Raw genomic sequence first — 14,160 nt, 5'->3', positions numbered from 1 at the left:
CACCACACACGTCGCTCCCCTGACCGATTCAGGGGAGCGACGTGAGGCGGCTGGATCAGCCCTTGACGGCGCCCGCCATGATGCCGGAGATGAGCTGCTTGCCCGCAAGCACGAAGAGCACGAGCAGCGGCAGTGTTGCCAGCACGGCACCTGCGAGCACGACCGAGTAGTCGATGTATCGTGCGGACTGCAGCTGGCTGAGAGCCACCTGCAGGGTCGGGTTCTGCGGCGAAACGATCATCGGCCAGAGAAAGTCCGTCCACGCCATCATGAAGGTGAAGAGCGACAGGATCGCCATCGCCGGACGGGCGGCGGGAACCGCGACGTTCCAGAACGTGGTGATCATGTTCGCGCCGTCGACGCGGGCCGCCTCAATGAGCTCGTCCGGAATCACGTCGACGAGGTACTGGCGCATGAAGAACACGCCGAAGGCCGTCACCAGGGTCGGGACGATGATCGCGCCGATGGAGCCGGTCCAGCCGAACTCGCGCATCAGGATGAACAGCGGAATGATGCCCAGCTGGGTGGGGATCGCCATCGTCGCGACGACGAAAACCATCAGCCCGTTGCTGCCACGGAACTTGAGCTTGGCGAACGCGTACCCGGCGAGAGTCGAGAACGATACGACGGACACGGTGATGATCGTCGACACGATCACGCTGTTGAGCAGGGCCTGCCAAAACGGAATGGTGTCGAAGACTGCGGCGACGTTGGTCCAGAACTGCCCGCCAGGAAGAAGCGGCGGCCAATCCTGGGACAGCACAGACGACGGGCTCGCACCGACGACAACGGACCACCAGAGCGGGTAGGTTCCGCCTGCGAAGAGCGCGATCAGGATTCCGTAGGTAAGGAAGCCTGGACGACGGTCGATGCCGAGGCCTTTGTGCTTTGTCTTGCCCCGCTTGACGGTGACCGTCTGACCCGGTACCTCCGGGGTGGTTTCTGGGCGGGCGATGGTGTCGGTCATGCTCGGGGCTCCTTCGCGCCGTTTCGGAGCGTGCGGCGAACCGCGCTTTTGTTGTTCTTCGCGTCGGACCGGCTGTCTGCCGTGGCGATCCGTTGCGAGATCAGGTAATTGAGCACGCCGAACGCCACGATGATGACGAACAGGATCAGGGCGATCGCCGAGGCCTTGCCGAAGTTCTGGCGCTGGAAGGCCATCTCCCACAGGTAGAGCACCGTGGTCTGGAACTGTCGGTGCGCACCACCGGCCGTGGAGCTGGTCGCGTCATACAGGCGCGGCTCGGTGAAGATCTGCAGCCCACCGATGGTCGCCGTGATGATGACGAAGATCATGGTGGGGCGGATGCTCGGCAGGGTGATGGAGAAGAAGCGGCGGACAAACCCGGCGCCGTCCAGGGCGGCGGACTCGTGGATGTCCCGCGGCACCGACTGCATGGCGGCGAGCAGGATCAGGGCGTTGTAGCCGGTCCAGCGCCAGTTCACCATGCCGGCGATGGCCAGGTGGCTGGGCAACACATCGGTCTTCCAAAGGATCGGGTCCACGCCGACGAAGCTGAGCAGGTGGTTCACCAGACCGCTCTGCTCGCTGAACATGCTGGAGAAGATGAGGGCGACCGCGACAGGGGTCACGACGTAGGGGATGAGGATGCTCATGCGCCAGAAGGTCTTGGCGCGCAGGTTCTGGTCGAGGATCGCGGCGATGGCCGTGGCCACCACGAGCTGCGGAATGCTCGAGAGCAGGAAGATACTCATGGTGTTGAACAGTGAATTCCAGAACAGGGGGTCACTGAGCTCTGCGGCGTAGTTGTCGAAGCCGACCCACTCCCCCGGCCCGCTCAGCAGATTCCAGTTGTTCAGGGACACCACAAAGGTGTAGACGAGAGGGAACAGGCCCACCAGGCCGAACAGCACGAAGAACGGTGCGACGTACAGGTAGGGCGAGACTTTCACATCCAGGCGGCTCAGCCGGTGCTTGTAGGTGAGGGCGCTCGCGCGGCCGGGACGCTTGAGAGGCGCGGGAGCGCTGGTCTCTGGTTCAAGTGTGCGTGTCATGGTGACTTTCTGCATTCGAGCCGGGCTTCCGGTGCCGCGTCGCGGCGCCGGAAGCCCGGCAAGAGCGGATTGGTGCTGCTACTACTTGTTGACGATGAGCTGGTCGAACAGGGTCATGGCGTCGTCCCATGCCTTGTCGCCCGCGACACCCTGGTCGAGCGCGATCGCGGACGGGCCGAAGACCTGCTCCTGGATCGTGGAGTCATCCGGACCCTTGAACTGGGCCTTCACGCCGTCGGCACGCTTGGTGAGGATTTCAGCGATCGGCGCGTCGTTGAAGAACGCGGAGACTCCGGTTGCCTCAGACAGTGCGGGGTCCGTCTGTGCAGCGGTGACGCTGGGGAACGGGCCCTCGGCCTTGAACTCGGCGACCTGCTGGTCGGCCTCGGTCAACCAGGCAGCCAGGTCCGCGGCTTCCTGCGGGTGCTTGGACTGCGTCGGGACGGTCAGGAAGGTTCCGCCCCAGTTGGTCGCTCCGCCGGGGAACACGTCGGCGAAGTCCCAGCCGGCCGTCGCGCCGGTGGCGTCGCCGCCGGCGGTCTCGACCTGGCCCTGAACGACTCCGAGCATCCAGCCCGGGCACATGAAGGTCGCGAAGGTTCCGTCGGTGAACGACGAGCCCTTGTTCCAGTCCCACTGAGCCTGCTTGCCGGAAAGGCCGGCCGCGTTGGCGTCGGCCAGCTGCGTCCAGGCCGCCTTCAGCTCGGCGTTGTCAACAACGTTGAGCTCGCCGTCGGCGGTGTAGTAGCCCTCGTCCATCTGGTTCACCATGGAGTTCCAGATGAAGCCGGACTGGTCGAACCACGCCTTGCCGGTGGCCTCCTGGTACTTCTTGCCCAGGGCGAAGTAGCTTTCCCAGCTTGCGTCGTCGCCGCCGAGAAGCGTGGCTACTTCGGCACGGTCGGTGGGCAGCCCGGCGGCTTCGAAGGCTGCGCTGTTGTAGCAGAGTCCCTCCGGGCCGATGTCGGTGCCGTAACCGATGATGCGTCCTTCAGCGTCGGTGCCCTGTTCGAGCTTCCACGGAACCCAGCGGTCCTTGATGTCGTCGGCGCCGTATTCCGACAGGTCGACGAACTGGTCGGAGACGGCCATGATCGAACCCAGCCAGCCTTCCTCGACGGCGACAACGTCCGAGAGGCCGCTGCCGGCGGCAATTTTGGTGAAGGCATCCGTGCGAGCGTTGCCACCCGTGTCGATGTTGTTCGCCTTGATGGTGATGCCGGGGTTGGCTGCCTCATACTCGGCGTACAGGTCAGCCATACCCATGCTGCCGAACGTGGTGACGGTCAGCTCGATGTCACCGCCGGAGGCGCCGTCGGTGCCCGCCGACGAACAGCCTGTGGCGATGAGGGCGAAGGATGCGGCGCAGGCTACTGCGGCGCCAACCTTGGTGCGTTGTGAGAACTTCACTTTCACTCCTTTGTGTGCGTGTGCTTGTGCGATTGCAAGACATACGTGCGGGAATGAGAGCGCTCTCATTCAAACGTGAGAGCGCTCTCATCAATCACCGTCACCATAGAGCAGGAGAAGCAGGCTTGTCAATACGACCACGACGTACCGGTGATTTGACGGCGCGTCGTGACCTCGAACGGGGGCGCTGAAGGGCGGCCTGGGCACGGGCGCACCGGATTCACGCGGGACCAATGGCCCGAGCGCAAATAGACTGACCCCATGACAATGGGAATCCGGAGTGCGCGTCCGCCCCAGCCGACCCTCGAGATGGTCGCCGCGGCGGCCGGAGTCTCCAGAGCAACGGTCAGCCGGGTTGTCAACGGCTCCCCCAAGGTCAGGCAGGAGGTCGTCGATTCCGTCAACGCCGCGATCGAACAACTCAACTATGTACCCAACCGCGCCGCCAGGTCACTGGCCAGCCACCACACCCAGTCGGTCGCCCTGGTCGTGCCGGAAGACATGACCAAGTTCTTCGGCGACCCGTACTTCGCCGCCGTCGTGCAGGGCATCACTCAGCGCCTGGACGAGAGTGACTACACGCTCAACCTCCTCGTCGCGTCGAGCGACCCCCGGCACAAGACCATGCGCTACCTGCGCTCGGGTAACGTCGATGGAGCCATCGTCATCTCGCACCACACCGGCGATGATTTCGTGGCGAACCTGGAGACCACCATGCCCGTGGTCTTCGGTGGCCGACCCACGAACCACTCCGGCCCGGATAATTACTTCGTGGACGTCGACAACGTGGCCGGCGCCATCAGCGGCGTGCAGCATCTCATCAACCTCGGCCGGCACCGCATTGGCACCATCACCGGACCGGTCGACATGCCCGCCGGCATCGACCGACTCAATGGCTTCCGGCACGCACTCGCGGCCGCCGGGCTCGAGTCAGATGCCGTGGAGCACGCCGACTTCACGGCCGCGGGCGCCGCCGCGGCAACTCGCCGTCTGCTTGAACACAGCCCGCACGTGGATGCCTTGTTCGTCGCGAGCGACCTCATGGCCGTGGGCACGATGGGGGTCTTGGCCGAACAGGGCCGCTCGGTGCCCGGCGATATCGCGGTGGTCTCGTTCGACGACAGCCCGGCCGCCACCTCCGGTCCGATCTCGCTGACCACGGTGAGCCAGCCATCGAAGGAGATGGGCTTCGCGATGGCGGACCTGCTCTTGCGCCTGCTCGCCGGCGACGAGACCGTGCCGCACCATAACTTCATGCCGACGCGCTTGGTGCTTCGCGACTCGGCCTGAGCCGCCCAGGTCATCCGTTCAGTCGAGCTGCGGCATAACCTCTCTGGCCAGAAAATCAAGATGCTCGAGGTCGGCCAGGTCCATGATCTGCAGGTAGACGCACTCCACGCCGTCGGCGGCGAGGGCTCCCAGCCTGTCGACGACCTCACCGGTGGTCCCGGCGATCCCGTGCTCGCGGAGTTCGGCGGGCTCCCGGCCCACGGCGGCAGCGCGTCGGGCGAACTCGGCCTCGTCGGCGCCGGCCACCGCGATCAGCGCAGTCGAGTAGACCAGTTCCTGCGGGTTGCGGCCGATGGCCTCGCAGGCTGCGCGCACCCCGGCGAACTTGGCGGGGATGTCGGCGAAGTCGGGGAAGGGCAGGTTGAATTCGGTGGCGAACCGCGCGGCCATCGCCGGGGTGCGCTTGGCTCCGCCACCGCCCACGATCACCGGCACGCGGGACTGCGTGGGCTTGGGCAGGGCGGGAGAGTCGACGAGGGTGTAGTGCTCGCCGGCGAAACTGTAGGTCTCACCGACGGGCGTTCCCCATAGGCCGGTGATCACTTCGAGCTGCTCCTCGAGCATGCCGAACCGCTTGGCCGGGAAGGGGATGCCGTAGGCCAGGTGTTCCTGTTCGAACCAGCCGGTGCCCAGGCCCAGTTCCACGCGGCCGCCCGACATCTGGTCGACCTGGGCGACCTGGATCGCCAGGACCCCCGGCGGACGGTAGGTGACCGAGGACACCAGGGTGCCGAGGCGGATGCGCTGCGTCTCGCGCGCCAGTCCGGCCAGGGTGGTCCAGGCATCCGTCGGCCCGGGCAGCCCGGAGACGTGATCGCCCATGGCGAGGTAATGGTCTGAGCGGAAGAAGGCGTCGAAGCCGAGAGTCTCGGTGGCCTGCGCGACCGCGAGGAGGTCGTCGTAGCTGGCGCCCTGCTGGGGCTCGGTGAAAATGCGGAGTCTCATGCTCCCAGTCTTGTCTCCAGCTCGGCGTCGACGAAATCCACACCGGGCAGGGCGCCGAGCCTCTCGTGCATCACCGCGAGCGACTCCGGGTTCTGGTCGATGAGAAGGAACTTGCGCCCCAGGGCAGCCGCGACGGCACCCGTCGTGCCGCTGCCGGCGAAGAAGTCCAGCACCCAGTCGCCCTCCCGGCTGGAGGCTTGGATCATGCGCCGCAGGATGCCGACCGGCTTCTGGGTGGGGTAGCCGGTTTTCTCCTTGCCCGTGGGCGAGACGATGGTGTGCCACCAGACATCCGTGGGCAATTTGCCCTTGGCCACCTTCTCGGGGGTGACCAGGCCCGGCGCCATGTAGGGCTCCCGGTCCACGGTGCTGGAGTCGAAGTAGTAAGCCTTGGGGTTCTTCACGTAGACCAGGATCGTGTCGTGCTTGGTGGGCCAGCGGTTCTTCGATTTGGCGCCGTAGTCGTAGGCCCAGATCAGCTCGTTGAGGAAGCAGTCCCGGCCGAAGAGAGCGTCGAGGAGCACCTTGGCGTAGTGCGCCTCACGGTAGTCCAAGTGCAGGTAGAGGGTGCCGTCATCGGCCAGCAGGCGCCAGGCCTCGATCAAACGGGGCTCCAAGAACGCCCAGTAGTCCTCGAACTGGTCGTCGTAGCCGAGCAGATCGCCCTTGATGCGCTCGTAGCGCTGGCCCTTGAACCCGGTGATGGTTCCGGTGGCGTGGGCGCCGCTGGCTAGGGTGCTCCGCACCGAGGTGGTCGACTGCCGCTTCTGGCTGCGGCCGGTGTTGAACGGCGGGTCGAGGTAGATGAGGGTGAACGCGCCGTCGGGCAGCGTCGGCAGCACAACCAGGTTGTCCGCCTCGATGACCCTGCTGGGAGAGGACTGAGTCCACGCGTTTGGCATTCCCTCATTCTGTCAGTCGGCTTACGCTGTTCCGATGACAAGTGAAGAGATGACCCGTGCCGACAGCACCGCGCACATCAGGCACGAACCGGACCTCTCGCGCTACACGCTGTGGCAGGACGGCGAGCCGGTGGGCCTGGCCGACTACAGGCTGGCGGGCCAGTCACTGACCTTCACCCACACCGAGGTCGACCCGGCCAAGCGCGCACACGGGCTCGCGGGCTTCCTCATCGAGCAGGCGCTCGACGACGTGCGCACGCGCACCGACCTCACCGTGGTGGCGGCCTGCCCGTTCGTCGCGGACTGGATCGACCAGCACGCCGAATACCAGGACCTGCTCATCCGCGGCACCTGATCCTGTGCTCGCCAGGCGCTGTGCTGGCCAGGGCCGTCCTGGTTAGGGCACGCGGCCGATCCAGGCGTCGGTGCTGAACTTGCTCTCCACCAAGTCGGCGGCCTTGGCGTATTCCTCATCGGTGATGTCGCCGGGTTTCGCCCCGTACAGGCTCGTGAACGTCTGCTTCATGCGGTCGATGATCTCGGCGCGGCTGAGCCCGGTCTGGCTGCGGAGCGGATCCACCCGCTTGGCGGCGCTGGTGATGCCCTTGTCGCTGAGCTTCTCCCGGCCGATGCGCAGCACCTGCACCATCTTCTCGCCGTCCATGTCGTAGCTCATGGTGACGTGGTGCAGCACGGCGCCGCTGCCGAGGCGCTTCTGGGCCGCCCCGCCGATCTTTCCGGTGGGGCTCGTGATGTCGTTGAGCGGCTGGTAGTGCGCGTCGATGCCCAGTGACTTGAGCGCCGTGATGACCCACTCGTCGAGGAAGGCGTAGGAGTCGGCGAAGCTCATACCGTGCACCAGCTCGGTGGGAGCGTAGATCGAATACGTGATCACCGAACCGGCCTCCATGAACATGGCGCCGCCGCCGGAGACCCGGCGCACCACCGTGAAGCCGTGCTTTTCGGCGTTGACGGGGTCGACCTCGTTCTTCAGCGACTGGAAGCTGCCGATCACGACGGCCGGTTCATTCCACTCCCAGATGCGCAGGGTGGGGCTGCGGCGACCCTCGCCGACCTCGACGGCGAGCACCTCGTCGAGAGCCATCTGCATGACCGGGGGCACGGCCTTGGTGTGGATGATCTGCCACTCATAGTCCCGCCAGCCGCTGGCGTGGGCGAGCGAACGACGGATGGCGACGGCGACCGACTCCGGAGAGAACCCGAGCAGGGTGGCCTGGGGCGGCAACGCGGCCCGCACCGCGGCCGCGATGGTGGCCGCGTCGCTGTCGGCGGCGAGGCCGTTCACCGCTGCGTTGATGTCCTCGAGGGCGTCGTCCGGCTCGAGAAAGAAATCACCGGCCAGGCGAAAATCGGTGATGAGATTGTCGACGACATTCAGATCGACCACAACGAGTTTGCCGCCTGGAACCTTGTATTCACCATGCATGTGATCAGCCTAATCGTCGGCAGCGGACTCGGAGACGGCGGCCGGGAGATGCGCGTCGAGCCAGGCGACCAGGTCGGCCAGCACCTCGTCGCGGTTGATCTCGTTGAGGACCTCGTGCCGGGCGCCGGGGTACACGATCAGGCGCACATCCCGCAGGCCGGACCGGCGCCGGAAGGCGTCCACAAGCTTGCGGGCGCTGCGTTCCCCGCCCACGGGGTCGTCGCCGCCGACCTGGATGAGCACGGGCAGGTCCGCGGGGAGCCGCCGGGCGGGGCGACCGAGGATGCGGGCGGCGTCGCGCAGGCCGAACAGCTTGGCGAGCGGCACGCTCGTGGTGAGCGGGTCGGCCACAAAAGCCGCCGCGACCGCCGGGTCCCGGCTGAGCCACTCGGCACCGGTCGAGCCGAGGTGCTTGTGCCTGGCGTTGAGATCCCTGCTGTTGAGGTAGCCGGGCCAGCGGTAGGCCGTGCCGGTGAGCACGACCGCCTGGTAGTCCTGGGGATACCGGTTGAGGATCATCTGCGCCATGAAGGATCCCCAACTGTGCCCGAGCAGCACCAGCGGCACCGGCTGTGCCTGCGGTTGCCCGGTCTGCGCAGCCGGTCCCTCGCCCCGCGCAACGGTCTGGTGGCGGGTGGCCTGCCGGATCACGCCGGTGAAGGCGTGCACGGCGGCGACGGCCGCGCGCAGACCGCCGACGCCGAGCCGACCGAGCTGGCCGACGTCGCCACCGTGCTGCAGCATCCCGGTCTGGCCGTGCCCGCGGTGGTCGTCGGCGTAGACGGAGTAGCCGGCCGCGTTGAGCGCGCGGGCCACCTCCCGGTAGCGCAGGGCGTGTTCGCCGACCCCGTGCACGAGCTGCACGATCGCGCGCGGGTTGTCGACCGGCCAGGCGTAGTAGACGATCGGGACGCCGTGTTCATCGATGAAGGTGGGCACGGGCTTATTCTGCCGTACCTGTTGCCCGTGCGGACATTTGCGCCCGGCGTACCGGGCGCAATTGTCCGCTTCGGGAACAGTCGCGGCGATTCAGTGGCGATTCGGCGGCGATTCGGCGAGCTGGGAATCATTAGCATAGCTAATTTGTTAGGCTAAGTAATCATGTCAGAGAGCCCCATTGCGCCCAGTCCCCCCGCACCCGCACCCGCACCCGCACCCGCGCCAGCGCCGGCCCCCGCGGCGGCGCACACCAAGCGCCGCTCCGTCGCCGAGTTGAGCCACGACTTCAGGCTCGCCAACGGCCGACTGGCCCGCCGGGTGCGCCAGGAGCAGGCCGACAACGAACTCACCAGCGGCCAGTTCTCGGCCCTCGGCGCTGTGTTCAGACTCGGCCCGATGACCCTGAGCGCGCTCAGCGAAGAGGAACGGGTCACCCCGCCCTCGATGAACCGCACCGTGAACGCCCTCGTCGAGGCCGGCCTGGTCAACCGCGCCGGCTCCGCCGAGGACGGCCGCAAGGTGGTGCTCACCGTCACCGACACCGGGATGACCCTGGTGCGCGAGACCCGCCGCCGCCGAGACGACTGGATAGCCACGCGCATCCTGCGGCTCACCCCCGAACAACGCCAGATCCTGGCGTCCGCCACCGAAATCATGAAGGAGCTCGCCAACAGTTGAGTGCAATGTTCCGCTCCCTGAGCGTGGTCAATTACCGGATCTGGTTCGCCGGCGCCCTGGTGTCCAATGTGGGCACCTGGATGCAGCGCACGGCCCAGGACTGGATCGTGCTGACCCAGCTCACCGACTACAATGCCACCGCAGTGGGCATCGTGATGGCCCTGCAATTCGGGCCGCAGCTGGTGCTGATGCCGTGGTCGGGCCTCATCGCCGACAGGTTCGACCGCCGCAAGCTGCTGATGCTCACCCAGGCTCTGATGGGCGCACTCGCCCTGGGCCTCGGCCTGATCACCATCACCGGCGTCGTCGAGCTCTGGCACGTCTACCTCTTCGCCCTCGGCCTGGGCATCGTTGCCGCCATCGACGCGCCCGCCCGGCAGACCTTCGTCTCCGAGCTGGTGCCGGACGACAACCTCTCGAACGCCGTGGCGCTGAACTCGGCCTCGTTCAACGGCGCCCGGCTGATCGGCCCCGCCGCGGCCGGCCTCCTCACCGTCGCCGTCGGCGCCGGCTGGGTATTCATGATCAACGCCGTCACCTTCGCCTTCACCGTCGCCGCCATGACGCTGCTGCGCACCAAGCAACTCCGCAAGCAGCCCCGCGCACCGCGGGAACGGGGCCAACTCATGGCCGGCTTCCGCTATGTCTGGCATCGGCCCGACATCGTCGCGGTGCTGATCACGGTGTTCCTGGTGGGCACATTCGGCTTCAACTTCGCCATCTTCACCTCCACCATGGCCACCGTGGAGTTCGGCATGGGCGCCAGCGAGTTCGGCATGCTCAGCTCGATCATGGCGGTGGGCAGCGTGGTCGGCGCCCTGCTCTCGGCCCGGCGCAGCCGACCCCGGATGCGCCTGGTGGTGGGCGGCGCGTTCTTCTTCGGCCTCACCTGCGCCATCGCCGCCGTGATGCCCAGCTACATCACCTTCGCGATTTCGCTCGCCTTCGTGGGCCTCACCTCGCTGACCCTGATGACCACCGCGAACGCCTACGTGCAGACCACCACCGAGCCGGCCATGCGCGGCCGGGTGATGGCGCTGTACATGGCCATCTTCGCCGGCGGCACCCCGCTCGGCGCTCCACTGGTCGGCTGGGTCGCCGACCAGTACGGCCCGCGCTGGGCCATCGGCGTCGCCGCGGTCTCCGGCCTCCTCGCGGCGGCGGCGGTGCTGTTCTGGATGATCAGGTACCAGCGCCTGCGGGTCCGCATCCGCCCCCGCACCTCACCGCGCACCGCGCGGCTGCACGTGCGGCACCGCGGCGACGGCCATCCGCTCACCTCGGCCATCCGCATCGTCACGGCGAAGGCCGATGCGGCACGGCAGGACCGCGACCGGGAGACGGCCACCCGCGAGATCGCGGTCGTCGAGGCGACTGCTCCACGCTGACCCAGGGGGGTGCCGCGCGCGCTAACATTTCACCCTAGGCAGACGACGGGAAACGGCGGCACGGGTGGACCTTCACGACATCGTCTCGATGCTCAGCGAGATCTTCACCATCGTCGGGCTCCTGGTGGGCGTTCCGCTCTACATCATCGGCCTATCGGTGCGCGGCTTCGGCGGCCGGTGGGTCGAGGCGGATGGCGTCGTCGCGGCCACCACGTCCGGCCCGGTGATCCGCTGGTTCGACACCACCGGCGAGGTGCACGAGGCCCGGGCAGACAGCCACGAGACCGTGCACCTGGAGCCCGGCGACGACGTGACCCTGTGGTTCAACGCCAGGGCCCCTGAACGATGCCGCACCCATTCGCCGGACCACGACGGCAAGGCCTTGCGGCTGACCGGCTTGATCCTGACCAGCCTCGGCCTCGGCTCGGCGGTTCTGGGGATCGTGCTGCTCTTCGTGTGACCCGAAGAGTGAAGGCCGTCACGACCGCGTAGCCTGTACTGAGGCACGCGACCCGCGCGTGCGGCAGAGAGGATGCCCGTGGACACCACACTGCTCCGGCGTTTTGTCGCCGTCGCCGAGGAACTGGACATCGCGCGCGCCGCCAAGAACCTCAACGTGTCGCGCACGACGCTGATGAAATCGGTCGCCGCCCTGGAAGCCGAGCTCGGCGTTCCCCTCTTCGAGCCCGCCGCCGACAACCCGTATCTCACCGAGGCCGGCATCGCCCTGCTCGCCGAAGCGAAGGGGCTGATCGCTCACATGCCGCCGGCCGGCGGCCCGTCCCAGGGATCGGGCAACAGCAGCGGATCCGGCGGCGGCAAGGCCAAGGCGTCCAAGGGCCGCGGTCGCGCGCCCGCCGTCAAGGGCCAGGCCGCGCCCGGCAAGCGCCGCCAATCCCGCTGAGCTGACCCGGCGTCGACCGGGCCAGCCGGATTCTCTCCGAGCTAGGTGGCCTAACGAACGGAGGCGCCGAACTCCTCGAGCACCGCGGTGAGCTGGTCCACCGCCCAGTCCAGGTCTTCGGCCGACACCACCAGGGGTGGGGCGAGCCGGATGGTGGAGCCGTGGGTGTCCTTCGCCAGCACACCGCGCTCCATCAGGGCCTCGCAGACCGCGCGCCCTGAGGCCAGCGCCGGGTCGATGTCGATACCTGCCCAAAGACCCGCACCGCGCACCTCGAGCACACCGTGGCCGACCAGGCCGAGCAGCCTCTCGTGCAGGTGGGCGCCGAGGTCCCTGGCTCGCTGCTGATACTCGCCGGTGGCGAGCATGTTCACCACCGCCAGCCCCACGGCGGCGGCCAGCGGGTTGCCCCCGAAGGTGGACCCGTGCTCACCCGGGCGCAGCACGCCCAGGATGTCGGTGTTGCCGACGACCGCGGAGACGGGCACGATGCCGCCGCCGAGGGCCTTGCCGAGCAGGTACAGGTCGGGCACCACACCGGCCTGCTCCGCAGCGAAGGTGGCGCCGGTGCGGCCGAGGCCGGACTGGATCTCATCGGCGATGAAGAGCACGTTGTGCCGGGAGGTGATCTCCCGCACGGCGGGCAGGTACTCCGCCGGCGGTACCACGATGCCGGCCTCACCCTGGATGGGTTCCAGCAGCACCGCCACGGTGTTCTCGTCGATGGCCGCCTCCAGCGCCGCGGCATCCCCGTAGGGCACCGTGCGGAAGCCCGGCGTGAACGGGCCGAAGTCGGCGCGCGCCGATTCGTCGTCGGAAAAGCTGATGATGGTCGTGGTGCGGCCGTGGAAGTTGCCGCCGGCGACGATGATGTTCGCCATCCCCGCCGCGACGCCCTTGACCCGGTAGCCCCAGGCGCGGGCTACCTTGACACCGGATTCCACGGCCTCCGCGCCGGTGTTCATCGGCAGCACCATGTCCTTGCCGGCCAGCTTGGCCAGGGCGGTCACAAATGGGCCGAGCTGGTCGTTGTGGAAGGCGCGGCTGGTGAGGGTGATCCGGCCCAGCTGCGCGCGCGCGGCATCCAGGAGCACCGGGTTGGAGTGACCGAAGTTGACGGCGGAGTATGCGGCGAGGCAGTCGAGGTACCGCTTGCCGTTGATGTCGGTGACCCAGGCGCCGTCGCCGGACGCGACCACGACGGCCAGCGGGTGGTAGTTGTGCGCGGCGTGCTGGTTCTCAAGTGCGATCGCCGCGCTCTGGTCGGTCAGGCCGACCTGAGCGGTGAGGCCGGTCGCATCGGTCAGGGCGCTCATCGGCGCAGCTCCAGAGTGCAGCATTTGACTCCTCCTCCGCCGAGCAAGAGCTCGGACAGGTCCACGCCGATCGGGTTGAAGCCGCGTGCACGCAATTGGCGTTCGAAGTCCTTCGCCTTGGCGGCGATCACGACGTTGTAACCGTCGGAGTAGGAGTTGAGGCCGAGGATCGCGGCGTCTTCCTCGGTGACGAGGATGGCATCCGGGAAGCGTTCGCGCAGGATGGCCAGGCTGGGTTCGTCGAACGCGCTGGGCAAGTAAGCGATCTCGCCGTTCCCCGATGTCGGGGAGGCGTCAAGCACGGCGATGGCGGTGTCGAGGTGATAAAAGCTGGGGTTCACCAGGGTGAGGGTTATCACCGGGCGATCGTAGATGGCCGAGACCTCTTCGTGGCTGTTCGACGCGCTGCGGAAGCCGGTGCCGGCCAGGATCACGTCGCCGACGAGCAGGAAGTCGCCCTCGCCCTCATTGATCTCGACGGGCTCGCGCACGTCGAAGTCGTTGGCGCCGAACCAGTCCATGTAGGCGGGGCCCTCGGGCTGGCGCTGCGGGTAGGTGAATTTGGCGCCGTAGGCGATGCCGTCGATGACAAAACCGCCGTTGGCGGCGTAGACCATGTCGGGCAGACCGTCGATGGGGTCGATCAGGTGGACATCGAAGCCGAGGCCGATGTAGGTGTCGTACAGCGTCTGCCACTGGGCGACGGCCAGGCTCGTGTCGGTCGGCAGGGCCGGGTCCATCCAGGGGTTGATCCGGTAGACCACGGTGAAGAACTCCGGTTTGCACATCAGGATTGTGCGTTTCACCGGCGTACGAGTCACCGCGGCTGGCGCGACCGACTCGTTCGGGGTAGCGGATGCGACATCTATTGACACTGGAGCTCCTCTGTTGGCGGTCCGCCGGCCAAGGCGTTGGCGGAACGCGG

General features: G+C 67.3%; 15 protein-coding genes. 6 read left to right on the top strand and 9 right to left on the bottom strand.

Annotation, left to right across the window (positions count from 1 at the left end; translation table 11 throughout):
- Positions 1-55: 55 nt before the first annotated feature.
- The 3 genes from B7495_RS00775 to B7495_RS00765 all read right to left on the bottom strand — a co-directional run bounded on the left by B7495_RS00775 (position 56) and on the right by B7495_RS00765 (position 3,426).
- Positions 56-967 (bottom strand): carbohydrate ABC transporter permease, encoded by a 912-nt coding sequence (locus B7495_RS00775; RefSeq protein WP_088454907.1) that lies wholly within the window; start codon positions 965-967, stop codon positions 56-58.
- On the bottom strand, positions 964-2,016 hold the full coding sequence (locus B7495_RS00770; protein WP_088457800.1) for a carbohydrate ABC transporter permease: 1,053 nt from the start codon (positions 2,014-2,016) through the stop codon (positions 964-966). The genes B7495_RS00775 and B7495_RS00770 overlap by 4 nt, the downstream gene beginning before the upstream one ends.
- A gap of 81 nt (positions 2,017-2,097) precedes the next feature.
- Entirely contained in the window at positions 2,098-3,426 is a 1,329-nt protein-coding gene (locus B7495_RS00765) for an ABC transporter substrate-binding protein (RefSeq protein ID WP_088454906.1), read from the bottom strand.
- Positions 3,427-3,687: 261 nt separating this feature from the next.
- On the opposite strand from B7495_RS00765, the gene B7495_RS00760 reads away from it, so the two are divergent.
- Positions 3,688-4,716 carry a LacI family DNA-binding transcriptional regulator gene (locus B7495_RS00760; RefSeq protein WP_088454905.1) on the top strand — a complete coding sequence of 343 codons (1,029 nt, stop codon included), beginning with the start codon at positions 3,688-3,690 and terminating at the stop codon, positions 4,714-4,716.
- A gap of 18 nt (positions 4,717-4,734) precedes the next feature.
- Here B7495_RS00760 and B7495_RS00755 read toward each other — a convergent pair whose 3' ends face one another.
- Both B7495_RS00755 and B7495_RS00750 read right to left on the bottom strand, forming a co-directional pair.
- On the bottom strand, positions 4,735-5,661 hold the full coding sequence (locus tag B7495_RS00755; protein WP_088454904.1) for an LLM class F420-dependent oxidoreductase: 927 nt from the start codon (positions 5,659-5,661) through the stop codon (positions 4,735-4,737).
- Positions 5,658-6,563: a site-specific DNA-methyltransferase gene (locus B7495_RS00750; RefSeq protein ID WP_088454903.1), complete on the bottom strand. Its 906-nt coding sequence runs from the start codon at positions 6,561-6,563 to the stop codon at positions 5,658-5,660. The genes B7495_RS00755 and B7495_RS00750 overlap by 4 nt, the downstream gene beginning before the upstream one ends.
- Positions 6,564-6,597: 34 nt before the next feature.
- On the opposite strand from B7495_RS00750, the gene B7495_RS00745 reads away from it, so the two are divergent.
- Positions 6,598-6,918, top strand: coding sequence for a GNAT family N-acetyltransferase (locus B7495_RS00745; RefSeq protein WP_240632330.1), 321 nt, complete (start codon positions 6,598-6,600; stop codon positions 6,916-6,918).
- A 42-nt stretch (positions 6,919-6,960) separates the two neighbouring features.
- Here the strand turns inward: B7495_RS00745 and B7495_RS00740 are convergent, their stop codons facing one another.
- Entirely contained in the window at positions 6,961-8,010 is a 1,050-nt protein-coding gene (locus B7495_RS00740) for a biotin/lipoate A/B protein ligase family protein (protein ID WP_088454901.1), read from the bottom strand.
- Positions 8,011-8,019: 9 nt separating this feature from the next.
- Positions 8,020-8,949 (bottom strand): alpha/beta fold hydrolase, encoded by a 930-nt coding sequence (locus B7495_RS00735; protein WP_088454900.1) that lies wholly within the window; start codon positions 8,947-8,949, stop codon positions 8,020-8,022.
- A 162-nt stretch (positions 8,950-9,111) separates the two neighbouring features.
- Between B7495_RS00735 and B7495_RS00730 the strand changes: the two genes are divergently transcribed.
- The 4 genes from B7495_RS00730 to B7495_RS00715 all read left to right on the top strand — a co-directional run bounded on the left by B7495_RS00730 (position 9,112) and on the right by B7495_RS00715 (position 11,919).
- On the top strand, positions 9,112-9,627 hold the full coding sequence (locus B7495_RS00730) for a MarR family winged helix-turn-helix transcriptional regulator (protein WP_088454899.1): 516 nt from the start codon (positions 9,112-9,114) through the stop codon (positions 9,625-9,627).
- Entirely contained in the window at positions 9,624-11,015 is a 1,392-nt protein-coding gene (locus B7495_RS00725) for an MFS transporter (RefSeq protein WP_165787867.1), read from the top strand. Before B7495_RS00730 ends, B7495_RS00725 begins: the two co-directional genes overlap by 4 nt.
- Before the next feature lie 64 nt (positions 11,016-11,079).
- Positions 11,080-11,475, top strand: a complete 396-nt coding sequence (locus B7495_RS00720) for a sortase (RefSeq protein WP_240632329.1) — start codon at positions 11,080-11,082, stop codon at positions 11,473-11,475.
- Between the two features lie 78 nt (positions 11,476-11,553).
- The gene (locus B7495_RS00715) at positions 11,554-11,919 is read left to right on the top strand and encodes a LysR family transcriptional regulator (protein WP_088454897.1); all 366 of its coding nucleotides are present in this window, start codon (positions 11,554-11,556) and stop codon (positions 11,917-11,919) included.
- A 50-nt stretch (positions 11,920-11,969) separates the two neighbouring features.
- Here the strand turns inward: B7495_RS00715 and rocD are convergent, their stop codons facing one another.
- Positions 11,970-13,235, bottom strand: a complete 1,266-nt coding sequence (gene rocD / locus B7495_RS00710) for an ornithine--oxo-acid transaminase (RefSeq protein ID WP_168195349.1) — start codon at positions 13,233-13,235, stop codon at positions 11,970-11,972.
- Positions 13,232-14,023 (bottom strand): dimethylargininase, encoded by a 792-nt coding sequence (gene ddaH / locus B7495_RS00705; RefSeq protein ID WP_088457798.1) that lies wholly within the window; start codon positions 14,021-14,023, stop codon positions 13,232-13,234. The genes rocD and ddaH overlap by 4 nt, the downstream gene beginning before the upstream one ends.
- Between the last annotated feature and the right edge of the window lie 137 nt (positions 14,024-14,160).

It is taken from the genome of Cryobacterium sp. LW097, assembly GCF_002205495.2.
Taxonomy (GTDB): domain Bacteria; phylum Actinomycetota; class Actinomycetes; order Actinomycetales; family Microbacteriaceae; genus Cryobacterium; species Cryobacterium zongtaii.
The sequence above is the reverse complement of the archived record's forward strand: the minus strand, read 5'-3'. Positions and strand labels throughout refer to the sequence as shown.